The sequence below is a fragment of the Cupriavidus sp. OV096 genome (assembly GCF_900115455.1).
Lineage (GTDB): Bacteria > Pseudomonadota > Gammaproteobacteria > Burkholderiales > Burkholderiaceae > Cupriavidus.
On the sequence record NZ_FOWM01000003.1, the window covers coordinates 450,589 to 475,283 of the forward strand.

Genomic DNA, 24,695 nt, shown 5'->3' on the forward strand with positions numbered 1-24,695 from the left:
CCGAGGGGGAGAGACGCCGGCACATCAGGACGCGTCGGCCTTGCGCAGGGCCGGCTGCGCGGCTTGCTCGGACGTAGCCGGGCGCAGCGCCCAGACCGATTCCGCCGGGCCGTTGTGCGCGCGCCGCTGGGTGGCGCGGGCCAGCACCACATAGCCCACTGCCAGCGCGATGGCGCCGATATCGAAGCCCGCCACACCCCAGCGCCCGTGCAGGGCGGCCACGACGAAGTGGTCGCCGGTCAGCAGGGCATTGGCGAGCGGCACAGTCAGCGAGGCCAGCGCCGCCACATAGAGCAGCTCGGCGGCCGCCCGCACCGGCGGACGCACCAGCGACCAGCCCACCGCCAGCAGGAACACCGGCCAGAACACATAGCTCACGGCGCGCTCAGGCCACAGCAGCGCGGCCGGGAAGCACAGCGCCACGCCGATACAGGTGCCGATGCACACGCCCACGGTGGCCTGCGCCAGCAGTCGATGCACGCGCGGCTGCTCGGCCTGGCGCGTCTTGCGGCGCGACTCGATCCACAGCAGGTTGCCCGAATAGAACAGGAACGCGCCCGCCAGACCGGCCAGCAGGTACAAGATCCGCACGGGCAGGTTGCCGTAGGTGCCGTAGTGCAGCGCGAAGACGCCGCTATACAGCGTGTGATTGGTGTCGCGCGCGCCGGGGGTCTGGTTGGCGATCAGCTTGCCCGCGTTCGGCTCGTTGGCCGCCGCGTGGATGCCCACCGAGCCGCCATTGCCGAGCGCGCGCTCGCTGTCGCCACGGACTTCCGCCACGGCATTGGCATCGCCATAGCGCTGGAAGCGGATGGCTTCCGGCGTGAAGCGTTCGCCGCCATGCTCGCGCGCGATGGCCAGCAGTTGCGCCGCCGACATGGTCGGCGAAGGCCGTCCGGCCGCCGTCATTTCCGGCGTGGCCGCAATCGCGGTGGGCACCTGCTCGAACAGCTTGCCGTTGAAGGTGAGCGCGTTGAACACCATCACCATGACCAGCGACAGGCACAGGAACGCGCCCGTGACCGCGAACACCATGTGGAACGGCAGGCTGAACAGGCCGATCACGTTGTGCGCGTCCATCCAGAACCGCTTCAGGTTGCGGCCCGGCCGCACCGCGAAGAGGTCCTTCTTGAGACGCGGCAGGTGCAGTAGCACGCCGGACACCAGCGCCAGCCCGTACAGCACCGAGATCACGCCCATGAAGTAGGTGCCGTTCTGGCCCAGGCCGAGCGAGTAGTGCAGGGAGTTCAGGAACGCCGACAGCTCGCCGGTCACGTGGTCGAGCGAGGTGTTGCGCTGCGCGGCGGCGTCGCCGTTCAGCGCCGTGCCATTGATGGTGTGCCACGCACCGGCCTTGTCCTGCCAGTAGGCGTTGAAATCGGGCTCTTCCTTGCTCGGCAGGGCCACGTAGACGCTGGCGGCGGCATCCGGATGCACGGCCACCAGCTTCTGGACGAAGGCGTCGACGGCCGGGCCCTCCACGTGGACCTCGGTGGCGTGACGGCCTTCCAGGCGGGCCGGGTTCTGCCAGATGTGCAGCTCGTGGTGGAAGATCGTGATGGCGCCGGCGAAGAAGGCGATGAAGAGCGCCCAGCCGGCCATCAGGCCGACCCAGGTATGCAGCGTCTGGTAAAGGCGGAGGGTATTGGGTTTCATGGAGAGGTCCTCACGACCCGGCCAGCGCGGACGCGGCGGGCATGGTGTTCGTCAGGCGCAGCGCCCACAGGAGGCCGAAGCAGATCAGGTTGGCGCCCCCCAGCCAGAGCCACGCGGCCGTGCTGGTGCGGAACAGCAGGCTCAGGCTGATCAGCGTGACCCAGGCGACGAAGCTGAGCAGCACTGCGGCGACCACGCCGCCATGCCAGCCGCCCGGCAGCCAGAGGATGCCCAGCGTGCACAGCGCGAGGGCCAGGGGCAGGCCCAGCAGTGTCCCGGCAAGCCATTTCGTGCCCATCATGCTGCGCTCCCTTCCCGGCGGGGCAGCCCGCGGCGGTGATGGACCCACGTGCCGATGAACGGCCACAGGGACAGGCTGCAGGTCAGCGTGACCAGCGTGGCGGCGATGGCCACGGGCCAGCCCTCGGGCACGCTCATGGTCCAGGCGCTGGCGATGGTCAGCAGCAGGCCGAGCCAGCCCAGCAACCGGGGCGGCAGCGGCGCGCGACCTTCGCCTTCAGCGGAAACAAACAGGACCTGGTTCGGCGCGGCGAGATACAGGCACGCAGCCGCCGCCAGTCCTAGCAATACAGCGAACGCTTGCATGCGAGCGACATCGGAATGGTTGGAATACCGAATAGTAATGATTCGCATTTGATTTCACAAGGAAATCAAGACGTTGCGGCACATTTCGGCTGCCGAAGGCGGGCAGAAAATTAGGAGAAATACGAAGCGGGCGCCGCCCGGAGCCAGTCTCCAGGCGGGCCGGGGGGAGGGGATTTAGTGCGGGAAGAGGTTCAGCAGGCCGTCCAGGCCGACGTGGTTGAACGCCACGCTGGCCTGCGCGCGCACCACCGGCTTGGCCTGGAAGGCGACGGAGAGGCCGGCCACGGCCATCATCTTCAGATCGTTCGAGCCGTCGCCCATGACGATGGCCTGCGACACATCGGCGCCGATCTGCGCGCAGACCTCGCGCACCGTACGTGCCTTGACGTCCGCATTGACGATTTCGCCGACGACTTCGCCGGTGAGCTTGCCATCGACAATCTCCAGCGTGTTCGCGCGCGTGAAGTCCAGCTTCAGGCGCGGCTTGAGCTGGTCGGTGAAATGGACGAAGCCGCCCGACACCAGCAGCGTGCGCATGCCCAGCGCCTGCACGGTCTGCAGCATCCGCTCGGCACCCGGGGACAGGCGCAGGCGCTCCGCGTAGACGCGGTCGAGCACGCTGGCATCCAGCCCCTTCAGCAGGGCCACGCGGCGCCGCAGGCTTTCATTGAAATCGGTGATCTCGCCGCGCATGGCGGCTTCCGTGATCGCCGAAACCTCGGCCTTCAGCCCGCAAAAGTCCGCAATTTCGTCGATGCACTCGATCGTGATCAACGTCGAGTCCATGTCCATGGCCACCAGCCGGAAGTCCGAGAGCTTGCGCCCGGCCGGCACCACGGCCCAGTCGATGCCGCGTGGGCCGCAGGCTTCGTCCAGCGCCTTGTGCAGTGCGGGCGTCAGCGGGGCGCAGTCATCGGCGGCCGCGACGTTGGCCGCACGCAGCGTGAAGGCCGAAGCGTCGGCGATGGGGCGGATGGCGTCGAGATCGGCGGGCGACAGCGGGGACAGGCTCTGGAGAATCAGGGGCATGACGGCAGGGGGAAGTCGGGGCGGGGCGCGCAAAGCGAGGAAGGCGATATTGTAAGCGCACCGCCCTCCTGCTCAAACGCTCAAGCAGCTCAGGCGGCCACGCGCAGGCTGTCCACCACCTTGTGCAGGAAGGCTTCGCAGGCTTCCAGTTGGTCGAGGGCGACAAACTCGTCCGGCTTGTGGGCTTGCTGGATGTCGCCGGGGCCGCAGACCACGGCCGGGATGCCGGCGCGCTGGAACAGGCCGGCCTCGGTGCCATAGGCCACCTTGTTGGTGTCCCGGTCAGCGGTCAGCGCGCGCACCAGTTGCGTGATGGCGTCGGCCTCGGCAGCGTCGAGCGACGGCGCAGCGGCAATCTTCGCCAGCGTCAGCCCCGCGTCGGCATGTTCGGCGCGCATCTTCGGCAGCAGCACGCCATTCGCATATTCCTGAATCCGCGCGAAGATCGCCTCGGGATCCACGCCCGGCAGGTTGCGGAACTCGAACACGAACTCGCACAGCGCCGGAATGGTGTTCAGCGCGATGCCGCCCTGGATCGTGCCAGTGGAGGCGGTCGTGAACGGCACGTCGAAGGCTTGATCGTACGGGCCGTTGGCCTTGAATTCATCGGCGATGTCGCGGATGAAGCAGATCAGCCGCGCCGCGTATTCGATGGCGTTCACGCCCTTCGGCGTCAGCGACGAATGCGCGGCCTGACCCTTCACGCAGCAGCGGTAGGCGTTGATGCCCTTGTGCGCGACGATCACGCGCATGCTGGTCGGCTCGCCGACGATGCAGCCGCCCGGCCGCACGCCACGGTCTCGCAATTCGGCCAGAAGATACGGCGCGCCCATGCAGCCGATTTCCTCGTCGAACGACAGCGCGTAGTGCACGGGCTCGCGTAGCCTGGCCTCCAGGATGGTCGGCAGCAGCGCCAGGCTGGTGCCGATGAAGCCCTTCATGTCGCAGGTGCCCCGGCCATAGAGCTTGCCGTCGCGGATCACCGGCTTGAACGGGTCGGTGGTCCAGTTCTGGCCGTCCACCGGCACCACGTCAGTGTGGCCGGACAGCACGATGCCGCCATCGGTGGCGCCATTGGCCGCCGGCACGGTCACGAACAGGTTGGCTTTGTCGCCCTGCGGGTTGTAGCTCAGGTGCGGCCGCAGCCCCTTGGCCAGGAAGTGGTCGCGCACGGCCTCGATCAGGCCGAGATTCGAATGGCGCGACGTGGTGTCGTACGACACCAGCCGCTCGGTCCAGTCGAGCGCACTGCCGCGCGGCTTGGCTGCGGTGGCGGAAGATTGGGCATTGGCATGGGCAGGCATGGGGCGGAAAGATGATTGATTCGTCAAGGATGCGATCCTACACCGTCACGCCAGTTGCCGCAGCGTGTGCTTGATGGTCTGGGCGCGCACGGCCACATCGGGCATCTTGGCCTCGATGCGCAGCTTGTCCTGCCCGGCCAGCTTGATATGGCGGTTCTTTTGCACGAGGTCGATGATGCGGATGGCGTCGATCGGCGGGTTCGGCACGAACTGCATGCTGATGGTGGCCTCGCCCGCATCGATCTTGCGCACGCCCAGCGGCACGGCGGCGATGCGCAGCCGGTGCGTCTCCACCAGCGCCTGCGCCTGCGGCGGCAGGCGGCCGAAGCGGTCGATCAGCTCTTCCTGGATGTTGTCCACGCTCTCGGCCGTCTCGCAGTTGGCCAGCCGCTTGTAGAGCGACAGCCGTTCGTGCACATCGGCGCAATAGTCGTTCGGCAGCAGCGCCGGCGTGCCGAGGTTGATCTCGGTGGTCACCTGCAGCGGGGCCATCAGGTCCGGCTCCTTGCCGGCCTTGAGCGCCTTCACGGCGGCGTTGAGCATGTCCGTATAAAGCTGGAAGCCGATTTCGTGGATTTCGCCCGATTGCTTGTCGCCCAGCACCTCGCCGGCGCCACGGATTTCCAGGTCGTGCATGGCGAGGTAGAAGCCGGAGCCGAGTTCCTCCATCTGCTGGATGGCCTCGAGCCGGCGCTGCGCCAGCTTGGTCAGGCCATCGACATCATGGACCAGCATGTACGCGTAGGCCTGATGGTGCGAGCGACCCACGCGGCCCCGCAGCTGGTGCAGCTGGGCCAGGCCGAACTTGTCGGCGCGGTGGATCAGGATGGTGTTGGCGGTCGGCACGTCGATGCCGGTCTCGATGATCGTCGTGCAGAGCAGGATGTTGTCGCGCCGCGCCACGAAATCGCGCATCACGCGCTCCAGCTCGCGCTCGTGCATCTGGCCATGGGCCACGGCGATACGCGCCTCGGGCACCAGTTCCATCAGCCGGGCGCGCTTGTTCTCGATGGTCTCGACCTCGTTATGGAGGAAGTAGACCTGCCCGCCGCGCTTCAGCTCGCGCAGGATGGCCTCGCGGATCACGCCGTCTTCCTCGCGCCGCACGAAGGTCTTGATCGCCAGCCGCTTCTGCGGCGCCGTGGCGATGACCGAGAAGTCGCGCAGGCCCTCCAGCGCCATGCCCAGCGTGCGTGGGATGGGGGTGGCGGTGAGCGTCAGCACGTCCACCTCGGCGCGAAGTGTCTTGAGCGCCTCTTTTTGGCGCACGCCGAAGCGGTGTTCCTCGTCGATGATGACCAGGCCCAGGCGCTGGAACTTCACGTCGTCCGAGAGCAGCTTGTGCGTGCCGATGACGATATCGACGGTGCCCTCGTTAATCTGCTTGATGGCCGCGTCGATCTCCTTCTTGGTCTTGAAGCGCGACAGCTCCACGATGCGCACCGGCCATTCCGCGAAACGGTCGGACAACGTCTGGAAGTGCTGCTCCGCCAGCAGCGTGGTCGGCGCGAGCATGGCCACCTGCTTGCCGCCGAGCACGGCCACGAAGGCGGCGCGCAGGGCCACCTCGGTCTTGCCGAAGCCCACGTCGCCGCAGACCAGCCGGTCCATTGGCTTGCCGGAGGTCATGTCGGCGATCACAGCCGAAATGGCGGCGGCCTGATCGGGGGTTTCCTCGAAACCGAAGCTTTCGGCGAAGGTCTCGTAGTCCTTGGGCTGGAGTGGGAAGGCAAAGCCCTGGCGCAAGGCGCGGCGTGCGTACAGGTTCAGCAGCTCGGCGGCGGTGTCGCGGATCTGCTGCGCGGCGCGGCGCTTGGCCTTGTCCCACTGGCCGGAGCCGAGGTGGTGCAGCGGCGCGGATTCCGGATCGGCGCCCGAGTAGCGCGAGATCACATGCAACTGGTGCACGGGCACGTACAGCTTGCTGCCCTTGTCGTAGTCCAGGTGCAGGAATTCCTCCTCGCCCTGGCCCAGGTCCATCGTCACCAGCCCCTGATAGCGGCCGATGCCATGCTCGCTATGCACCACGGGGTCGCCGATCTTCAGTTCGGCGAGGTCGCGCACCATCGAATCGACGGCGCTGGCCTGTTCCTGCTTGCGGCGGCCCGTGCGGCGCGCGGTGCCGGCGTAGAGCTCGGCCTCAGTCACGAAGGCCAGTTGCGCCTGCGGCAGCGCAAAGCCGCTCTGCAGCGGCGCCACGGCGATCGAGAAGTGCGCGTCACCGGCCAGATAGGCGGCGAAGTCGTCCACTGGCTGCGGACGCAGGCCGCTTTCGGCGAAGAGTTGCATCAGCGTCTCGCGCCGGCCAGCGGAGTCGGCGCACATCAGCACGCGCGTGGCCTTGTTCAGCAGCAGGGCCTCAAGGTTGACCAGCGGGTCTTCGGCGCGGCGGTTGACCGAGACATCGGGCAGGGCAGCCGAGAACGGTGCCTGCTCGGCCGTGGCCTCGCGCTGCAGCACCACGCGCGCCAGCGGCTTGGCGGCTACGAAGAACTGCTCCTCGGACAGGAACAGGTCCGCCGGCGGCAGCAGCGGGCGTTCGCGGTCGTGCCGCATGAAGGTGTAGCGCTGGGTGGTATCGGCCCAGAAACGGCGGATGGCCTCGTCGATATTGCCTGCGAACGCCAGTTGCGTGCCGGCGGGCAGGTAATCGAACAGGGTGGCGCTTTCCTCGAAGAACAGTGGCAGGTAGTACTCGATGCCGGCGGACGGCACGCCGTTGCCAATGTCCTTGTAGATCGGCGATTTGGTCGGATCTCCCTCGAACACCTCGCGCCAGCGGCCCCGGAAGGCGGTGCGGGCGGTTTCGTCGAGCGGGAACTCGCGCCCGGGCAGCAGGCGCACTTCCTTCACCGGGTACAGGCTGCGCTGGGTGTCGGGGTCGAAGGCGCGGATGGTCTCGATCTCATCCCCGAACAGGTCGATCCGGTACGGCAGGGCCGAGCCCATCGGGAAGAGGTCGATCAGCCCGCCCCGTACGCTGTACTCGCCGGGGCGCATGACCGCGCTGACGTGCTCGTAGCCGGCCAGTGTGAACTGGGCCTTGAGCGCGTTTTCGTCGAGTTTCTCGCCCTGCTTGAAGAAGAAGGTGTACGCGGCCAGGAAGGCCGGCGGCGCCAGCCGGTACAGCGCGGTGGAGGCGGGCACCAGCATCACGTCGCACTGGCCGGTCTGGATGTCGTGCAGCGTGGCCAGCCGCTCGGATACCAGGTCCTGGTGGGGCGAGAAGCTGTCGTAAGGCAGCGTTTCCCAGTCCGGCAGCAGCCGCACACGCAGTTCGGGCGCGAACCACGGGATTTCCTCGGCCAGGCGCTGGGCGTCGGTGGCGTTGGCGCACATCACTGCCAGCATCGGCAGGGCGCCCTTGTGTTGGCGCGCGTAGGCGGCTACCAGCAGGGCGTCGGCGGAGCCGGTCAGGCCGGCCACCGCGTGACGCATGCCGGGCTTGACCAGCGACAGGTTAGCGAAGGATGTGACAGCGTGGATGTCAGGCATTGGCAGCAAGGGCGATCGAAACGACAGCGCCCCGCCGGCAGCGCGGGCGGGGGTTGGCCATGATAGTCCGGCCCCGGAAGGGATCTCCGTGGCGGTGGACAAGGGCCGTATTATAGAATGCGCACCGGCCGGTCCGCCGCCCGTCTTATTCCTACTTCGCCCCGCTACCCTGTGTCTGCTCGCCGCTTCGCCCTGATTCCCTGTGCCGGTACCGGCAGCCGCGCCGGCGGCCACGTCGCCAAGCAATACCAGACCGTGGCCGGCCGCCCGATGATCTGGCACGCGCTGGCCGCCTTTTCCGCCTGTGAGCGCATCAGCGCCACCGCGCTGGTGCTGGCGCCGGACGATATGCCGCTGGAATCGCGCTTCGGCGCGGAGGCGTTCGCGGGGCTGCGCTTCGATACCGCCTTCGTGGGCGGCGACACGCGCCACGCCTCGGTGCTGGCCGGCCTGCATCACCTGGCCCAGCTCGGCGCCACGGACAGCGACTGGGTGCTCGTGCACGATGCCGCCCGCCCAGGACTGACGCCGGCCATGATCGACACGCTGATCCGCGCCGTGGAGGCCGACGACGAGGCCGATGCGGCCATCGGCGGCATTCTGGCGGTGCCGGTGCCCGATACGCTCAAGCGGGCGGACGAAGGCACCCAGGTTGGCGTGCGGATTGGCGCCACCGTGCCGCGCGAAGGGCTCTGGCAGGCCCAGACCCCGCAGATGTTCCGCGTAGGCGTGTTGCGCCAGGCGTTGCAGGAGGCGCTGGCCGCCGGCGCCGTGGTCACCGACGAGGCGAGCGCCATCGAGCGCCTGGGCCTGCATCCGCGCCTGGTCAACGGCTCGCTGCGCAATTTCAAGGTCACCTACCCCGAGGATTTCGCGCTGGCGGACATCCTGCTCGCGCCGGCAGCCCCGCTGGCTGACCGTTAAGCATTTTTCAGAGGAGTCGCATTGAATCCGTTCGATATCCGCATTGGCCAGGGCTATGACGTGCACGCCCTGGTGCCGGGCCGCAAGCTGATCCTGGGTGGCGTGGACATTCCGCATGACCGTGGCCTGCTCGGCCATTCCGATGCCGACGCGCTGCTGCACGCCGTGACCGACGCGCTGTTCGGTGCCGCCGCATTGGGCGACATCGGCCGGCATTTTCCCGACACGGACCCGAATTTCGCCGGTGCCGACAGTCGCGTGCTGTTGCGCGAGGCGGCCCGGCGGGTGCGCGAGGCCGGCTACGAGATCGGCAACGTGGATGCCACGGTCATCGCACAAAAGCCAAAACTGGCGCCGCATATCGGCGGCATGGTGGCGAATCTCGCGGAAGACCTCGGCCTGCCCGTCACGCGTTGCAACGTGAAGGCGAAGACCAATGAGAAGCTGGGGTTCGAAGGGCGCGAAGAGGGCATCGTCGCGCAGGCCGCGGTGCTGATCTACCGCAAGGCTGGCGACGTTCAGGATTGAAGCAACTGCGCGATCAGACAGTCAGACCGGGGGTGGCGACGGTAGCGGCGCTTCCTCGGGCAGGATCGCGAAGGTGTAGTCGTTCAGGCGCGCCATGGCGCCGCTGCGTGCGCCGGCTTCGGTCCGTTTCTGGAAGCCCATCTGCTGGCACAGTTTGTTGGCGGAGGCCATCTCGGGCATGGTCCGCACCACCAGCGCACTGGCGCCGATATCGCGCGCCCGCTGGATGCAGATCTGCATCAGCCGATGTCCCAGCCCCTGGCCACGCGCCTGCGGGCTGACCGACAGCAGCCGTGCCTCGGGCTGCGTCAGCGTCACGGTGCTGTCGTCCAGGGCGGGCAGCGTGGCGCCCGGATGGCAGAACAGCACGGCACCGCTGATGCCGTGGTCGCTCTCGGCGACCCACCATTCCATGTCGGGATTGTCCTTTGCGGCCAGCACGGACTGCATGCCGCGCTGGAACGATGCGCGGCAATCTTCCATGATCGCAAGCTCATACTGCCCATAGGCTTGCTGCGTGACCGCTGCGATGTCGCCCCAGTCGTACGCCGCCGCCAGGCGGAAGCGAAAACGGGGGGAGGTATGCGAAGGCAAGGTACTCATGGCCTCTGTATCGGTGTCCTTGCGTGGATTGTAGGCCGGTCGCGGCACAAGTGCATGGTTCCCGATCGCCCGTTTGCGTGTCAGACAACATGCCGCCCAGCGTATTGACATCGTCTTGACATCAGGCTTTCGCGCTGGGGCGAAAAAAAACCTGCCGCCCCTTGCGGTGGCGGCAGGTTTTCCTGACCAGGCGGGCAATGCCTGCCCGGCAAGCCTTATTCTGCGGCGATCACGTTGGCGGCAGCCCCGATCACGGCGGCGATGCGGCCCACGTCGCGCAGTTGCTGCGCGCTCATGCCTTGCTCGGTCTTCAGCAACTGATAGTGCGACTTCACGCAGAAGTGGCACTTGCCGATGATCGACGCGGCCAGTGCGTACATCTCGAAGCGGCGCTTGTCCACGCCACCATGGGTAGCGTAGGCGTTCATGCGCAGTCCGGCGGGCTGGCTCGACAGGTCCGGGTCCTCGGCCATCTCGATGTACGGATACCAGACATTGTTCATGCCCATCAGCGCGGCAGCCGTCTGCGCAGCGGTGACTTCCTCCGGCGACAGCACGTTCGCATTGCGGATGGCATCGACGATGATCTTGCTCTTGGCGGCGAAGGCGGCGGCGAGTGCCACGCCCACGGCGTCATTGCCTTCCAGCGACGAGCGCGCGATCGTGCCATCCACATTCAGGCGGATGTCCTTCGCGTAGTCGGGAATGAGGTTCTTAATCGTGCTGAGGAATTCCATTTATTTCTCCTATCGTCCAGGGCTCAAAAAACCCGCATTTGCGGGCTTTGACGCGGAAGCGCCGGTTTGGCCACTTCCGCGCGCGCCGGTCCGCCCGGGGAGGGCGGTTGGCAGGTCAAACAAATTACAGCGTGGCGCCGCCGACAGCGCGGTTGCACGGGCACAGCTCGTCCGTTTGCAGGCCGTCCAGAATACGCAGGACTTCGTCCGGGCTACGGCCGACGTTCAGGTTGTTCACCGACACGTGTTGGATCACGTTGTCCGGATCGACGATGAACGTAGCGCGCAGGGCCACGCCGGCAGCCTTGTCACGCACGCCCAGCTGGTCCACCAGCGAGCCGGTCACGTCGGCGAATTGCCACTGGTTCAGCTTGTTCAGGTCCTTGTGTTCGCGGCGCCATGCCAGCTTCACGAACTCGTTATCGGTCGAGCCGCCCAGCACGATCGCGTCGCGATCAGCGAAGTCGTCGTTCAGCTTGGCGAAGGCGACGATTTCGGTCGGGCACACGAAGGTGAAGTCCTTCGGGTAGAAGTAGATGATCTTCCACTTGCCTTCGAAGGACTTCTCGGTGATGTCTTCGAAAGCCGACTGGCCATTCTCTTCGTGGTTGTTGAAACCCGGCTTCACGCCAACGATTTGGAACGATTCGATCTTGTCACCAACGGTCTTCATCAACTTCTCCTGATACGGTTGAACAGAGTAACGCACGCGACACGCCGGGCGGGGTGGGGCAGCACGGGGCTGCAGAACGCCACGATACGGCATCGCAACAAAGCCAGATTATGACCTGTCCGATACGCGCAGGGCCAATTGATTGTCTCAAAGAGACCGATAGGCATCGGCCTTTCCCTGCACGGCGCGCGCCAAAGACGAACGCTGAGTATGCCATGTGCGGACGCACATGACGAAAGCCGCCACAAAAGTTTCATCTTGTGGCGGCGATCGGGTCGGGGCCGCATCAGGCCACGCGTATCAGGCGGTGCGCAGGGCGCCCTGCAGGCGGCGGGTGCGGAAGATGACCAGCGTGGCCACCAGACCGCAGGCGGCGGCGAACGTCAGCCACAGGCCCGGCGCGGCCTTGTTGCCGGTTTCGTGGATCAGGTAGGTGGCGATGGCGGGCGTGAAGCCGCCGAACAGCGCCGTGGCCAGGCTGTAGGCGAGCGAGAAGCCCGCCGTGCGCACCGCCGGCGGCATGATCTCGGCCAGCGTGACGACCATCGCGCCGTTGTAGCTGCCGTACAGGAAGGAGAGCCACAGCTCCACCATCAGCAGGCGGCCGAAGGACGGCTCGGCCACCAGCCAGGACACGGCCGGGTAGGCGGTCAGCAGGGTGGCGATGGTGAAGATCACCAGCAGCGGCTTGCGTCCCACGCGGTCGGAGACGGCGCCCATCAGCGGCAGCCAGATGAAGTTGGAAAGGCCGACGCACATCGTCACGATGAGGTTGTCCACGTCGCCGAGCTTGAGCACGGTCTTGCCGAAGGTGGGCGTGTAGGCGGTGATCATGTAGAACGACACCGTGGTCATCACCACCATCATGCAGCCCGCGAGGATGATGCCCCAGTTGTCGAGCATCGAGCGGTAGATCTCGCGCATGGTCGGCTGGTGCTTGCGGGTGCGGAAGGCTTCGGTTTCCTCCAGCGAGCGCCGGATCATGAACAGGAATGGCACGATCAGGCAGCCGATCAGGAACGGCACGCGCCAGCCCCAGCTATCCATCTGTTCCGGCGCCAGCGTGGCGTGCAGGATCACACCCATTAGCCCGGCAAAGATCACCGCCACCTGCTGGCTGGCCGACTGCCACGCCACATAGAAGCCTTTCTGGCCCGGCTTGGCGATCTCGGACAGGTAGACCGATACCCCGCCCAGCTCCACGCCGGCCGAGAACCCTTGCAGCAGCCGGCCCGCCAGCACCAGCAGCGGCGCGGCCACCCCGATCGAGGCATAGCCGGGCACCAGCGCAATCAGCAGCGTGCCCATCGCCATCAGGATCAGCGTGAGAATCAGGCCCTTGCGGCGGCCATGGTGGTCGATATAGGCGCCGAGAATGATGGCGCCGAGCGGACGCATCAGGAAGCCGGCGCCGAAGGTGGCCAGCGAGAGCATCAGCGAGGCGAATTCGTTGCCGCTGGGGAAGAACGTACGGGCGATGGCGGCGGCGTAGAAGCCGTACACCATGAAATCGTACATTTCGAGGAAGTTGCCGCTGACGACGCGGAACACGGTACGGGCGCTGTGCTGGGAAGCCGGCGCGGAGGCGGTGCTGGACATGGCTGTCTCTCGGTCAGCGCCGGTGCGGCCGGCGACATGTTGTGGGATCGCAATGGCCGCCAGTGTGCGCCGCGGGGCTGTCAATGCCCTGTCAACCGCCTTTCAATCTGCTATCAAATGCTGTCGAAAACCTGTCAGTGCCCGCGCGGGGTGGCGCCTCATGCGCGCCGGAAGCAGGCGCGCACCACCAGCCCGGACTTGGGTGGCGGCCGATTGGCGAGCACCAGCCGCCCGCCGTTGCGCTGGAGGATGCGGTTGACGATGGACATGCCCAGCCCCGCGCCCTTGGCCTCGCTGCGCGCGCTGTCGAGCCGGTAGAACGGCCGGGTCAGCAGCGAGAGCTGCGCATCGGGCACGCCCGGACCGTTGTCGGCCACGGTCAGCACGGCGTCCTTGTCATCGAGCCGGGTGGAGATCTCCACCTCGGCCATGCCGCTTTCCTCGTCCTTGGCGTAGCGGCGCGCGTTCTCGACCAGGTTGTCCAGGATGCGCTGGATCTCCATGCGGTTGGCCACCGCCATGACCGGGCCGTTGGCGCGCACGTGCACGCGCACGTCGTCGTGCGCGGCATAGACGCCCACGGCGTCCTGGACCAGCGCGGAGAGATCCACCGGCTCCACCATTTCCTGGCCGGGCCGGGCGTAGTTGAGGAACTGGCCGATGATGGCGTCCATCTGCTCGATGTCGGCGATCATGGCGTCGCGCGTGATGTTGTCCACCGGCGACATCTCGGTCTCGAGCCGCAGCCGGGTGAGCGGGGTGCGCAGGTCGTGGGAGATGCCGGCCAGCATGACCACGCGGTCGTCGTCGAGCTGGCGCAGGTCGCGCACCATCTGGTTGAAGCTCCGGTTGGCCTGGGCTACCTCGCTGGCGCCATGCTCGCGCAGCGGCGGCGGGTCGCCGCCCGTGCCGATCTGGCGCGCCGCGTTGGCCAGCCGCTTGAGCGGGTAGTTCACACGTGCCGTGATAAAGGCCGCGCCGATGATCGACAGCAGCAGCGCGGCGATACTCCACCACAGCCACTGGATGCCCGGCACGCGCTCGAAGCGCTCCGGGCTGATGGCGACCCAGTAGTCGTCCCCCTCGATCTCGAAGCTGACCCACACGCCCGGAATGTCATTGACGGTGGTGGCGAGCACGGTGTCCTCGCCCAGCCGCCCGCGAATCTCCTGCTGCACCAGCTGGGTCAGGAACGGGTTGGCCGTGGGCGCGGCGAAGTCGTCGTCCTTCTCGCGCGGATAGACCTTGATGCCTTCGTTCTGCACGAGGTCGAGCAGCAGGAAGCGCCGCCGCGCCGGGTCGGAATAGAGCAGGGCCGCGCGCGTGAGCTTGACCACGCTGACCACCTGCATGGCGATCTGCTGGGCGCGCGGTGCGCGTTCGAAGAGCCGGTAGCTCTGGAACCAGATACCCAGCGAGATCGCCAGCAACAGGGCGATCAGCATGAAGGTGCGCCAGAACAGCGAACCAAAGAACCGCGTTGCGGTACGGCCGAGAGCGGTCGCCACGATGCTGACTGCGGACGAACCGGGACTACTTCACGCCATCGGGAATGAAGACGTAGCCCAGGCCCCAGACCGTCTGGATGAAGCGGGGGTTGCCCGGGTCCGGTTCGATGAGCTTGCGCAGGCGCGAGATCTGCACGTCCAGGCTGCGGTCGAACACTTCGTATTCGCGGCCGCGGGCCATTTCCATGAGCTTCTCGCGCGAGAGCGGCTGGCGCGGATGCCGCGCGAACACCTTGAGCACCGAGAATTCGCCCGTGGTGAGCGTGATTTCCTCGTCGTTCTTGGTCAGCGTGCGGGTGGCCAGGTTCAGCACGAAATCGCCGAAGGCGAAGGTTTCGGGCGTCTCGGACGGGGCGCCCGGTACCTCGGCGGGACCCTTGCGGCGCAGCACGGCGTGAATGCGCGCGATCAGCTCGCGCGGGTTGAAAGGCTTGGGCAGGTAGTCATCGGCGCCCATTTCCAGGCCGACGATGCGATCGACGTCCTCGCCCTTGGCGGTCAGCATGATGATCGGGGTCTGATCGTTGGCACCGCGCAGGCGGCGGCAGATGGACAGGCCATCCTCGCCCGGCATCATCAGGTCCAGCACCAGCAGGTCAAACCGCTCGCGCAGCCAGAGCTTGTTCATGGCGGTGGCGTTTTCCGCCACCAGTACCGTGAACCCCTGCTCGCCAAGGTAGCGGCGCAGCAGGTCGCGCAATCGCGGGTCGTCGTCCACGACGAGAATCTTGTGGCTGGTATTTTCCATGGCGGTATCTTAGCGACTTACGCTTTCGCTCAAAATGGCTTAACAAAACGTTACATACTTTACCCTGTGGTATGGCGGCGTGCATCTTTTGTGCAATTACACTCCGCAAACCGTATCCCGACGCCGATCTGGCGCGACGGGTATTCACGGTGACCAAGGGGCGTCCCATCTCTCTGACGAAGGCGTTGGCATAGTGCCTGCGTCGTCCTCCATGCGGATGTGCGACCACTGTCAAGACCGCCATTATCCAATGAAAGTGAAGCAAAACCGGCACGGACAAACCCTGCAACGCACGGCGTGCGTGCGGGCGGCTTGCCATGCCGGCGCGGCCATGCTCATCGTACTGCTGCCGGCGCCCGCGCAGGCGCAGTCGGCGGGCATGGCCCAGTTACTCCGCCCTGCCCAGCCGGGCCACGCCAGCGGTGGCGCACCTACCCCCGCCGTGCCGGGCAAGCCGGGCGGCGGTGAGCGCCTGGACCAGCGCGAGGCCCGCACCCGCGCCGAAAAGTACCGCACGGAGCGCGACATGGCCGACCGCGCCGGCCGCCAGGGCCCACCGGGCGGGCATCCCAAACTCTCGCCCGACGAGCGCAAGACGCTGCGCAAGAATCTCCAGGATCTCGGCCGCGAGATGTACGAAGGCGGCTGACCGCCCTCCCTATCAGTCCTGCGGTCGGAAATGTCGCAGGAAATCCACGAATACCTCGGCCGCCAGCTGCGCATCTTCCACGGTGATGGTTTCCAGCGGGTTGTGGCTGATGCCGCCATTGCCGCAGCGCACGAACAGCATCGCCACGTCAGTCATGCGTTGCATCATCATCGCGTCATGCCCGGCGCCGGACGGCAGCTCGAACGCCTCCAGACCGCGCTTGCGCAGCACCGCGCCGAACTGATCCATCAGCCAGCGCGCGCACGGCGCGTTGTTCACCGGCGTCACTCGTTCGACGGTGGCGGTCAGGCCACGGCGCGCCGCGATCCGCTCGATGCCCATCACGATGTCGGTGATGGCGGCTTCGCGGATGCCGTCCTCGCCGGCGCGGATGTCCATCGAGAACACACACGCGGCCGGAATCACATTGCTGGAGCCGTTCGGCACCTGAAGCTGGCCCACCGTGCCGACCAGCGTCGGCACCTGCGCGCAGCGCGACTCCACCAGCAGGATCATCTCGGCGGCGCCGGTGGCGGCGTCGCGCCGCATGTCCATCGGCGTGGTGCCGGCGTGGCTGGCCAGCCCCTCCACCCGCACCTGGAAGCGGCTGCTGCCTGCGATCTGCGTGACGATGCCGAGCGCCAGGTCGCGGTTCAGCAGCACCGGGCCCTGTTCGATATGCACTTCGACGAACCCTGCCAGCGTGGCCGGATCGACCGCCGCGGCGCGCAGGGCGTCCAGGCTGCCGGCGCCGGGCAGGCCGGACTGGGCCAGCGCCTCGCGCATGGTCACCCCGTCCGGGTCCGCGCGGTCCAGCAGGGCCGGGTCGAAGCGGCCCGCCAGCACGCTGCTGGCCAGGAAGCTGGTCTTGAAGCGCAGCCCTTCCTCCTCGGCGAAGCCGACGATCTCGAAGTGATACGGCAGCCGGATGCCCGCCGCATGGAGTGCGCCCACCACCGCAATCGGCAGCAGGATGCCCAGCCGCCCGTCATACCGCCCGCCGTTGCGCACGGTGTCGAAATGAGAGCCGGTCATCAGCACCTTCGGCGCAGCCACGGCCGGATCGGCGGCATACCGCCCAATCACATTGCCGATGGCGTCCACGCGCACCGCCATGCCGGCTTCCTCCATCCACTGCACCAGTTGCGCCTGTGCCCGGCGATGCGCCGGCGTAAGGAACGCGCAGGTCAGCCCGTCCTCCATGTCGGAGTGGGCGGCGAGCGCGGCGGCGCGGTCGAGGATGGATTGGCCGAGCGAGGCGAGTACGGTAGTCATGATGCGGATCGGGGTCGGGTCGGGATCAGTTCGGTTCGATTCGGTTCGATGGCGGTCAGCGGTTGCGCAGCCAGGTCTTCCAGGCGATCCACAGCATGCGCATCGGCGTCAGGGCGATGCGCTGCGTCAGCACCTGGAACTGGTCGGCCTCGATCTCGTCGAGCTGGGCATGGGAGAGTGCCGCCATCACCAGCGCGGCGCGCTGGGCGCGGCGGTCCTGGCGCGGCAGCAGCGCCAGCGCCTCGCGGTACAGCGTGCGGGCCACCTCGGCCTGCTCGCGCATCAGGGCCACGAAGCGCTCGGAGTAGCGCGACTGGAGGATGTCGGCCGCCGGCACCTCGTGGCGCTGGAGCGTGTCCACCGGCAGGTAGATGCGGCCCTGGCGGGCATCCTCGCCCACATCACGGACGATGGTCGCGCGCTGCATCGACAGGCCCAGCTGGCGGGCGAAGTCCAGCGTGCGCGGATCGGAAAACCCCAGCACCCGGGCCGACAGCACACCCATGGCACCGCCCGCGCACTGGCAGTAGCGTTTCAAACCGGCTTCGTCGAGGTAGCGGGTCTGGGTCAGATCCATTTCCATGCCGTCCAGCATTTCAGAAAATTCGGATTGCGGCAGGCCGCACGGCGCAATATGGGGCTGCAGGGCCTGCGTGACCGGATGTGACGGTTGACCGTCATAGAGGCGGCGCAGTTCGCCGCGCCACCAGTCCAGCCGCTGGTGGGCTACGCCGGCGTCGTGGCTCTCGTCGATGATGGCCTCCAGCTCGCGGCGGAAGGCGTACAGCGCCGTGATGGCGCGGCGGCGTTCGGTCGGGAGGAACAGGAAGCTGTAATAGGGGAGGGAGCCGCCCGGGGCGGCCTTGTCCTGGCAATACTGATCGGGCGTCACGCCAATCTCTTTTTAATGCGGTCTGTGGGGCGATACGGACCGGCGCAGCGGGTCCGCGAAAGCGACAAATTGTAACATCGCCCCCCGTCCACCCCGTGTCCGCCATTCGCGCCAAGTTTCGGCCCATTCGTCGCCCGGCGTTTGACGCACTCGGAGCCGCTCGTTATATTACTGACCGGCCAGTTATTAATTCCCCGGCAGGCACCCGCAGAAGGGTCCGCCGCGAGACGCTTTCCCCAATTGGCTGTTCCCCCGCACTCTCCAGCTTGTTCCGACGTTCCACCGACTCAAGACGCTTAACCCATGCCAGTGCCTTATGCCAGGCCGGATGTTGCGGCCGCCGACGTTGATGTTTCCCCGATGCCCGCCCGGACCCGCCGGACGCCGATGGTCGCCCTGCTGACCGTGGCGACGCTGGCGATCCTGGCCGGGCTGTCCGGCTGCGGGAAGAAGGCGGAGCCGGTGGAGGCCGTGCGGCCCGTGCGGCTGTTGCAATTGCATTCGGGTGCCGGGAAGACCGCATTCGAGTTTTCGGGCGAGGTACGGCCGCGCGTGGAGTCGCGCCTGGGCTTCCGGGTGCCCGGCAAGATTTCGGCCCGTCTGGTGGACGTAGGCGCCAGCGTCAGGAAGGGCCAGCCGCTGGCCCGCCTGGACCCGACCGACTTGGCGCTGGCCGAAGCCTCCGCGCGTGCCCAGTTCGATGCCGCCAAGACCGACCGCGATCTGGCCGACTCCGATCTGAAGCGCTACAAGGAGCTGGCCGCCAAGAATTTCATCAGTGCCGCCGAGCTGCACCGGCGCCAGGCCACCTACGATTCCGCCGCCTCGCGGCTGGAGCAGGCGCAGGCCAATCTGCGCAACCAGAGCAACCAGACCGGCTACGCCGTGCTCGCCGCCGATGCGGACGGCGTGGTGACGGCCGTCGATGCCGAGGTCGGCCAGGTGGTCACGGCGGGGCAGTCGGTGATCCGCGTGGCGCAGATCGCCGAGAAGGAGGTCGCCATCGGCCTCCCCGAGGATCAGGTGGACATGCTGCGCGGCATCTCCGACGTCACCGTGCGCACCTGGGCCGAGCCGGACCGCGCGCTGCCGGGCCGCGTGCGCGAGATCTCCGGCGCCGCCGATCCGGTCACCCGTACCTACCCGACGCGCGTCAGCGTGCCCAATCCGCCCGCCGACCTGCGCTTCGGCATGACCGCCGTGGTCACCTTTACCCGCACCGGCGAGTCCGCCGCCATCCGCATCCCGCTGACCGCGCTGCTGCAGGACCGCGGCACCAATCAGGTGTGGATCTACCAGGGCGCAGCCAGTGGCGGCACGGGCACGGTCAAGCCGGTGCCGGTGACGCTGGGCGACCCGCAAGGCAATGAAATCGAGGTGCGCCAGGGGCTGGCGCCGGGCCAGACCATCGTCACGGCCGGCGTGCACCTGCTGCAGCCGGGCCAGAAGGTCAAGCCGATGCAGAGCGCCACGTCCGCCCAGCCGGCCCAGCCGGCCCAGCCGGCCTCCAATCCGGGCGCCGCCGCCGGCAGCAAGGGCTGATCGATGGAACACTCGCGCTTCAACCTGTCGCGCTGGGCGCTCGAGCACCAGCCGCTGACCCGCTACCTGCTGGTGGTGCTGCTGATCGGCGGCCTGCTGGCCTTCTTCCAGCTTGGTCAGGACGAAGACCCCCCGTTCACCTTCCGCGTGATGGTGGTGCAGGCCTTCTGGCCCGGCGCCACGGCCGAGCAGATCGCGGTGCAGGTGACCGACAAGATCGAACGGCAGCTCCAGGAAGTGCCGTACGCCGACAAGATCCGCAGCTTCTCCAAGCCGGGCGAGACCACGGTGATCTTCCAGCTGGCCGATAACTCGCCCGCCAAGGACACCGCGCAGATCTGGTACACGGTGCGCAAGAAGATCGGGGACATCGCCCAGACCCTGCCGCAGGGCGTGCGCGGCCCGTTCTTCAACGATGAATTCGGCGATGTCTACGGCTCGATCTACGCGCTCTCGGCGGACGGCTTCAACTACAAGGAGCTGCGCGAGTACGCCGACCTCGTCCGCCAGGCGCTGCTGCGCGTGCCCGCCGTGGCCAAGGTCACGCTGCTGGGCCTGCAGGACGAGAAGCTCTATATCGAGTTCAACCAGACGCGCTTCGCGCAGCTTGGGCTCGACATCAACGCCATCGCCAACCAGATCTCGGAGCAGAACAATCCCACCGGGAGTGGCGTGATGGTCACCCCGACCGACAACCTCCAGGTCCGCGTGACCGGCCAGCTTGGCGATGTGCAGGACCTGGAGAGTCTGGTGCTGCGCGGGCCCAACGGCATCGCCAATATCCGGCTGGGCGACATCGCCCACGTCTATCGCGGCTATATCGACCCGCCCGCCAGCCGCATGCGCTTCAACGGCAAGGATGTGATCGGGCTCGGCATCTCGATGGAGAAGGGCGGCGACATCATCGCGCTGGGCCAGGAACTGCGCCGCGTGACCGACGGCCTGCGCGGCCAGTTGCCGATGGGCATCGAGATGGAGCAGGTGCAGGACCAGCCGCAGGCGGTCAAGCGCTCGGTGGGCGAGTTCGTGCACGTGCTGATCGAGGCCGTGGTGATCGTGCTGGCGGTCAGCTTCATCGCGCTGGGGCTGCACACCAAGCCGCTGCGGCTCGACGTGCGCCCCGGGCTGGTGGTGGCGCTGACCATCCCGCTAGTGCTGGCCGTGACGTTCCTGTTCATGAACATCTTCGGCATCGGCCTGCACAAGATCTCGCTCGGGGCGCTGATCGTGGCGCTCGGGCTGCTGGTGGATGACGCGATCATCGCCGTCGAAATGATGGTCCGCAAGCTGGAGGAAGGCTTCTCCAAGATGGAGGCGGCCACTTTCGCCTACACCTCCACGGCCATGCCGATGCTGACCGGCACGCTGATCACGGCGGCCGGCTTCCTGCCGGTGGGGCTGGCCAAGTCCACCGTGGGCGAGTACACCTTCGCGATCTTCGCCGTGACGGCGCTGGCGCTGGTGCTGTCGTGGCTGGCGGCGGTGTACTTCACGCCCTACCTCGGCTACCTGCTGCTCAAGACCCGCGCCAGCGACGGCGGCCATCACGAGGTGTTCGACACGCCGTTCTACGCGCGCTTCCGGCATCTGGTGAATTGGTGCGTGACGTGGCGCAAGACCGTGATCGCCGTCACGCTGGTCAGCTTCGCGCTGGGCCTGTGGGCGTTCAAGTTCGTCGAGAAGCAGTTTTTCCCGGATTCGAGCCGGCCCGAGCTGATGGTGGAGTTGTGGATGCCCGAGGGCACCAGCTTCGCGCAGATGGAGGGCGAGGCCAAGCGCTTCGAGACCGCCATGCGCCGCGACAAGGCCGTGGATAGCCTGACCACCTTCGTCGGCGTCGGCGCGCCGCGCTTCTACCTGCCGCTGGACCAGATCTTCCCGCAGAGCAACGTGGCGCAGGTGATTGTGATGCCGGTCAGCGTGGAGGCGCGCGACGCGCTGCGCAAGCGCGTGATGGAGGTGCTGGCCACCCAGTTCCCGCAGCTGCGCGGCCGCGTGAAGCTGCTGCCGAACGGACCGCCGGTGGCGTACCCGGTGCAGTTCCGCGTGATCGGGCCCGAGGCCGCCGGCGTGCGCAAAATTGCCGATCAGGTCCGGGCGATCATGGCCGCCAATCCGAACACGGTGGGCGTGAACGACAACTGGAACGAGAACGTCAAGATGCTGCGCCTGGAGATCGACCAGGACAAGGCGCGCGCGCTGGGCGTGACCACCAACGCCATCGCCCGTGCCACGCAGGCCGTGCTGACCGGCGTGCCGGTGGGCCAGTATCGCGACGCCGACAAGCTGATCGACATCATCATGCGCACGCCGAAGAACGAGCGCGACGCGATGTCCGACATGGCCAACGTGCTGGTGCCGACCAACACCGGCCGCGCGGTGCCGCTGACGCAGGTGGCGCGCGTGACGCTGAAGTCCGAGCCGGGCGTGATCTGGCGCGAGAACCGCGACTTCGGCATCACCGTGCAGGCCGATGTGGTGGATGGCATCCAGGGTCCGACCGTGACCGCGCAGATCAACCCGCAGCTCAACAAGCTGCGCGCGAACCTGCCGCCCGGCTACCTGATCACCGTGGCAGGGGCCGAGGAGGAGAGCGGCAAGGCGGGGGCGTCCATCGCCGCGCAACTGCCGCTGTGCATCTTCCTGATCTTCACGCTGCTGATGCTGCAGCTCCACAGCTTCTCGCGTTCGGTGATGGTGTTCCTGACCGGCCCGCTCGGGCTGATCGGCGCCGCCGCCACGCTGCTGCTGCTGCGCGCGCCGATGGGGTTTGTCGCCCAGCTTGGCATTACGGCGCTGCTGGGCATGATCATCCGCAACTCGGTGATCCTGGTGGACCAGATCGAGCAGGACATCAGCGCCGGGGTGCCGCCGTGGCAGGCCATTGTCGAGTCAGCGGTGCGCCGGTTCCGGCCGATCATCCTGACCGCCGCGGCGGCCGTGCTGGCGATGATCCCGCTCTCGCGCTCGACGTTCTGGGGGCCGATGGCGGCCGCCATCATGGGCGGGCTGATCATCGCCACGGTGCTGACGCTGCTGTTCCTGCCGGCGCTGTACGCAGCGTGGTTCCGCGTGAAGCCGCCCGAGGGCGACAGCGGGGTGATGGCGGGGTGATGGCGAGGTGATGGCGGGGTGATGGCAGGGTGATGGCAGGGTGATGGCAGGGTGATGGCAGGGTGATGGCAGGGTAGGCGGGGTGATCCCCGGGGGAGAAGAAAAAGCGCCGGTTACGACTGGCGCTTTTTCATTTGGGCGGTCAGCCGCACGATGTCCACCGCGATCTGCGCTGCGCGGCGGGGATCGGCGGCCACGGGTTTGCCGGTGCGGGGATCCTTCACCGACGGCATGCGGGCCATTTCCCGCAGCAGGTCGGCCAGCAGCGTCATGTCCTGCACCAGCGGCGCGCGCGGGTCGCCCGGCGGCAGCGTGATGCGGACCAGTTCGGACACGGCCTGATCGAGCGCCGGGGCGTGCACGGTCCGGCTGCGGTCGTCCGCTTCCTCGGGAGTCATCCGGCCGGCCTTGGTTGCCGCATTGTCGGCCTGCATGGCCTGGAAGGCGGTCGTGAAGGTCTTGTGGGCGCGCTCGATCTGGCGGGAAGCGGCCAGGCTGTCGCGCATGGCCTGGGGCACGCGCGGTGCCAGCGCGGCGGTACCCACCACCAGCACGGCGGCAACGGCTGCCGCCATGGCCAGGCCGCGCCGCAGCTTGCTGGCGTAGCTGGCGCGGTCCAGCCGCACCGGCAGGCATAGCGCGATCAGCGCGCCGCCGATCAGGCCGCCCACGTGCCCGGCGTTGTCCACGCGGGTTGACAGGAAGCCCTGCACCAGCGAATAGCCGATCATCACCGCGGCGTCCGTCGTCAGTTGCCGATGGATGCCCTCGGGCAGCAGCCGGCGATGCCGCAGCACCCCCGCCAGCAGCGCGCCGCCCACGCCGAACACGGCGCCCGACGCTCCGACCGACACCGCCGTCTGCGCCCCGAAATGCAGGCTCAGCGCGCTACCGGCCAGCCCCGCGCCGAGATAGATCAGCAGGAAGCCGCGTGTGCCGTAGAACCGCTCCACATGCTTGCCGAGCAGGAACAGCACCAGCATGTTGGCGCCGATGTGCCGGAGGCTGCTGTGCAGGAAGGTGGCCGTCAGCAACCGCCACCACTGGCCCTCCTGCACCAGCACGGCGGCGTTGCCGCCCCATTCGACGAGCTTGGCGGGCGCTGTGGCGTCGAGCGTGGCGCCGTGCGTGAGCGTAAAGAGCCAGATCCCCACGTCGAGGGCGATCATCGCGTACAGGCCCCAGGTGTGCGGCAGTGCCTGCATCTCGGCCCGGAAGGCTTGGTCGGCCGCCAGCGCGTTATCGACTGCGACGCCCGCCGTACGCATGTGATGGGTGACCAGCGCCTGGGCGAGCTGCTGGTCTGCCTCGCGCATCAGGGCCAGCCGGATCGTGAACGCCGCCGGGGTCCGTTTCCGGGCGCCCGGCACGGGCTTGGGAAAGACCTCGATCACAGGACCGCCGCGCAGGTTGCGCACCGCCACAGCGGCGATCTCGGCCCAGCGCAGGTGGGGGCGGCGGCGCGGGAAGGACGTCGAGCCGATGCCGCCGGCGTCCACCGTCAACAGCGGCTTGCGCAGCGGCGCGTGCCGGCCCCAGGACCATTCGAACAGGATCAGCACGCCGAAGAAGCCGGCGCCGACGACGATCAGGCTGGTCTTGCCGTGCGAGAACAGCAGGAGCAGCGTCCCCAGCCCGCCGAAGCAGAGCCAGAGCAAGGCGCGCACGAGCAGCGCGGACCCGAATCGGCGCACATGGAACGCGCCGCTGCGGCGCGAGCCGGTGGCCGGCGCGCGCATGAATAGCGATGTCTGCATGGTTCTTCCCGACAAGACGATGTCATCGCGTCATCTCGCTGGCCCCGGTGCGGCAG

General features: G+C 67.5%; 20 protein-coding genes. 5 read left to right on the top strand and 15 right to left on the bottom strand.

Annotated elements, in window-relative coordinates:
• Positions 1–24: 24 nt before the first annotated feature.
• From BM115_RS09400 to mfd, 6 genes are all read right to left on the bottom strand, one after another.
• Entirely contained in the window at positions 25–1,656 is a 1,632-nt protein-coding gene (locus BM115_RS09400) for a PepSY-associated TM helix domain-containing protein (protein ID WP_092292947.1), read from the bottom strand.
• Between the two features lie 10 nt (positions 1,657–1,666).
• Positions 1,667–1,957, bottom strand: coding sequence for a hypothetical protein (locus tag BM115_RS09405; protein WP_177219880.1), 291 nt, complete (start codon positions 1,955–1,957; stop codon positions 1,667–1,669).
• Positions 1,954–2,262, bottom strand: coding sequence for a hypothetical protein (locus BM115_RS09410; RefSeq protein WP_092292949.1), 309 nt, complete (start codon positions 2,260–2,262; stop codon positions 1,954–1,956). Before BM115_RS09410 ends, BM115_RS09405 begins: the two co-directional genes overlap by 4 nt.
• 174 nt (positions 2,263–2,436) lie before the next feature.
• On the bottom strand, positions 2,437–3,291 hold the full coding sequence (gene serB / locus BM115_RS09415) for a phosphoserine phosphatase SerB (protein WP_092292951.1): 855 nt from the start codon (positions 3,289–3,291) through the stop codon (positions 2,437–2,439).
• 89 nt (positions 3,292–3,380) lie between these two features.
• The gene (gene argE / locus BM115_RS09420; protein ID WP_092292953.1) at positions 3,381–4,595 is read right to left on the bottom strand and encodes an acetylornithine deacetylase; all 1,215 of its coding nucleotides are present in this window, start codon (positions 4,593–4,595) and stop codon (positions 3,381–3,383) included.
• Between the two features lie 45 nt (positions 4,596–4,640).
• Positions 4,641–8,090 carry a transcription-repair coupling factor gene (mfd, locus tag BM115_RS09425; RefSeq protein WP_092292955.1) on the bottom strand — a complete coding sequence of 1,150 codons (3,450 nt, stop codon included), beginning with the start codon at positions 8,088–8,090 and terminating at the stop codon, positions 4,641–4,643.
• A gap of 171 nt (positions 8,091–8,261) precedes the next feature.
• On the opposite strand from mfd, the gene ispD reads away from it, so the two are divergent.
• Together ispD and ispF are read left to right on the top strand one after the other, a co-directional pair.
• Positions 8,262–9,014 (top strand): 2-C-methyl-D-erythritol 4-phosphate cytidylyltransferase, encoded by a 753-nt coding sequence (ispD, locus tag BM115_RS09430; RefSeq protein ID WP_143093869.1) that lies wholly within the window; start codon positions 8,262–8,264, stop codon positions 9,012–9,014.
• Positions 9,015–9,035: 21 nt separating this feature from the next.
• Positions 9,036–9,542, top strand: a complete 507-nt coding sequence (gene ispF / locus BM115_RS09435) for a 2-C-methyl-D-erythritol 2,4-cyclodiphosphate synthase (RefSeq protein WP_092292957.1) — start codon at positions 9,036–9,038, stop codon at positions 9,540–9,542.
• A gap of 21 nt (positions 9,543–9,563) precedes the next feature.
• On the opposite strand, the gene BM115_RS09440 is transcribed toward ispF, so the two are convergent.
• The 6 genes from BM115_RS09440 to ompR all read right to left on the bottom strand — a co-directional run bounded on the left by BM115_RS09440 (position 9,564) and on the right by ompR (position 15,410).
• Positions 9,564–10,145 (bottom strand): GNAT family N-acetyltransferase, encoded by a 582-nt coding sequence (locus BM115_RS09440; protein ID WP_092292959.1) that lies wholly within the window; start codon positions 10,143–10,145, stop codon positions 9,564–9,566.
• A gap of 215 nt (positions 10,146–10,360) precedes the next feature.
• Positions 10,361–10,882 carry a carboxymuconolactone decarboxylase family protein gene (locus BM115_RS09445; protein WP_092292961.1) on the bottom strand — a complete coding sequence of 174 codons (522 nt, stop codon included), beginning with the start codon at positions 10,880–10,882 and terminating at the stop codon, positions 10,361–10,363.
• Between the two features lie 124 nt (positions 10,883–11,006).
• The gene (locus tag BM115_RS09450) at positions 11,007–11,555 is read right to left on the bottom strand and encodes a peroxiredoxin (RefSeq protein ID WP_092292963.1); all 549 of its coding nucleotides are present in this window, start codon (positions 11,553–11,555) and stop codon (positions 11,007–11,009) included.
• Between the two features lie 300 nt (positions 11,556–11,855).
• Positions 11,856–13,154: an MFS transporter gene (locus BM115_RS09455; protein ID WP_092292965.1), complete on the bottom strand. Its 1,299-nt coding sequence runs from the start codon at positions 13,152–13,154 to the stop codon at positions 11,856–11,858.
• A gap of 158 nt (positions 13,155–13,312) precedes the next feature.
• Positions 13,313–14,662: an ATP-binding protein gene (locus tag BM115_RS09460; RefSeq protein WP_092292967.1), complete on the bottom strand. Its 1,350-nt coding sequence runs from the start codon at positions 14,660–14,662 to the stop codon at positions 13,313–13,315.
• A gap of 25 nt (positions 14,663–14,687) precedes the next feature.
• A complete protein-coding gene (gene ompR / locus BM115_RS09465; protein WP_006576352.1) occupies positions 14,688–15,410 on the bottom strand; it encodes an osmolarity response regulator transcription factor OmpR in 723 nt (240 codons plus the stop codon).
• Positions 15,411–15,741: 331 nt separating this feature from the next.
• On the opposite strand from ompR, the gene BM115_RS09470 reads away from it, so the two are divergent.
• Positions 15,742–16,059: a hypothetical protein gene (locus BM115_RS09470; RefSeq protein ID WP_255370747.1), complete on the top strand. Its 318-nt coding sequence runs from the start codon at positions 15,742–15,744 to the stop codon at positions 16,057–16,059.
• A 12-nt stretch (positions 16,060–16,071) separates the two neighbouring features.
• Here the strand turns inward: BM115_RS09470 and BM115_RS09475 are convergent, their stop codons facing one another.
• Both BM115_RS09475 and hpnD read right to left on the bottom strand, forming a co-directional pair.
• Complete coding sequence (locus BM115_RS09475) at positions 16,072–17,334, bottom strand: Zn-dependent hydrolase (protein ID WP_092292971.1); 1,263 nt, start codon at positions 17,332–17,334, stop codon at positions 16,072–16,074.
• A 55-nt stretch (positions 17,335–17,389) separates the two neighbouring features.
• On the bottom strand, positions 17,390–18,226 hold the full coding sequence (gene hpnD / locus BM115_RS09480; RefSeq protein WP_092292973.1) for a presqualene diphosphate synthase HpnD: 837 nt from the start codon (positions 18,224–18,226) through the stop codon (positions 17,390–17,392).
• 303 nt (positions 18,227–18,529) lie between these two features.
• On the opposite strand from hpnD, the gene BM115_RS09485 reads away from it, so the two are divergent.
• Positions 18,530–19,768 (top strand): efflux RND transporter periplasmic adaptor subunit, encoded by a 1,239-nt coding sequence (locus BM115_RS09485; RefSeq protein ID WP_092292975.1) that lies wholly within the window; start codon positions 18,530–18,532, stop codon positions 19,766–19,768.
• A gap of 3 nt (positions 19,769–19,771) precedes the next feature.
• Positions 19,772–22,882, top strand: coding sequence for an efflux RND transporter permease subunit (locus tag BM115_RS09490; protein ID WP_092292976.1), 3,111 nt, complete (start codon positions 19,772–19,774; stop codon positions 22,880–22,882).
• A gap of 113 nt (positions 22,883–22,995) precedes the next feature.
• Here the strand turns inward: BM115_RS09490 and BM115_RS09495 are convergent, their stop codons facing one another.
• Positions 22,996–24,639, bottom strand: coding sequence for a rhomboid family protein (locus BM115_RS09495; RefSeq protein ID WP_092292978.1), 1,644 nt, complete (start codon positions 24,637–24,639; stop codon positions 22,996–22,998).
• Positions 24,640–24,695: the final 56 nt, after the last annotated feature.

Coding starts and splice junctions, on each gene's coding strand:
- BM115_RS09410 (WP_092292949.1), bottom strand. CDS start 2,262: ATGCAAGCGTTCGCTGTATTGCTAGGACTGGCGGCGGCTGCGTGCCTG.
- mfd (WP_092292955.1), bottom strand. CDS start 8,090: ATGCCTGACATCCACGCTGTCACATCCTTCGCTAACCTGTCGCTGGTC.
- BM115_RS09475 (WP_092292971.1), bottom strand. CDS start 17,334: ATGACTACCGTACTCGCCTCGCTCGGCCAATCCATCCTCGACCGCGCC.
- BM115_RS09450 (WP_092292963.1), bottom strand. CDS start 11,555: ATGAAGACCGTTGGTGACAAGATCGAATCGTTCCAAATCGTTGGCGTG.
- BM115_RS09490 (WP_092292976.1), top strand. CDS start 19,772: ATGGAACACTCGCGCTTCAACCTGTCGCGCTGGGCGCTCGAGCACCAG.
- BM115_RS09440 (WP_092292959.1), bottom strand. CDS start 10,145: ATGAGTACCTTGCCTTCGCATACCTCCCCCCGTTTTCGCTTCCGCCTG.
- BM115_RS09495 (WP_092292978.1), bottom strand. CDS start 24,639: ATGCAGACATCGCTATTCATGCGCGCGCCGGCCACCGGCTCGCGCCGC.
- BM115_RS09455 (WP_092292965.1), bottom strand. CDS start 13,154: ATGTCCAGCACCGCCTCCGCGCCGGCTTCCCAGCACAGCGCCCGTACC.
- BM115_RS09400 (WP_092292947.1), bottom strand. CDS start 1,656: ATGAAACCCAATACCCTCCGCCTTTACCAGACGCTGCATACCTGGGTC.
- BM115_RS09470 (WP_255370747.1), top strand. CDS start 15,742: ATGCTCATCGTACTGCTGCCGGCGCCCGCGCAGGCGCAGTCGGCGGGC.
- argE (WP_092292953.1), bottom strand. CDS start 4,595: ATGCCTGCCCATGCCAATGCCCAATCTTCCGCCACCGCAGCCAAGCCG.
- BM115_RS09405 (WP_177219880.1), bottom strand. CDS start 1,957: ATGATGGGCACGAAATGGCTTGCCGGGACACTGCTGGGCCTGCCCCTG.
- BM115_RS09485 (WP_092292975.1), top strand. CDS start 18,530: ATGCCAGTGCCTTATGCCAGGCCGGATGTTGCGGCCGCCGACGTTGAT.
- serB (WP_092292951.1), bottom strand. CDS start 3,291: ATGCCCCTGATTCTCCAGAGCCTGTCCCCGCTGTCGCCCGCCGATCTC.
- BM115_RS09445 (WP_092292961.1), bottom strand. CDS start 10,882: ATGGAATTCCTCAGCACGATTAAGAACCTCATTCCCGACTACGCGAAG.
- ompR (WP_006576352.1), bottom strand. CDS start 15,410: ATGGAAAATACCAGCCACAAGATTCTCGTCGTGGACGACGACCCGCGA.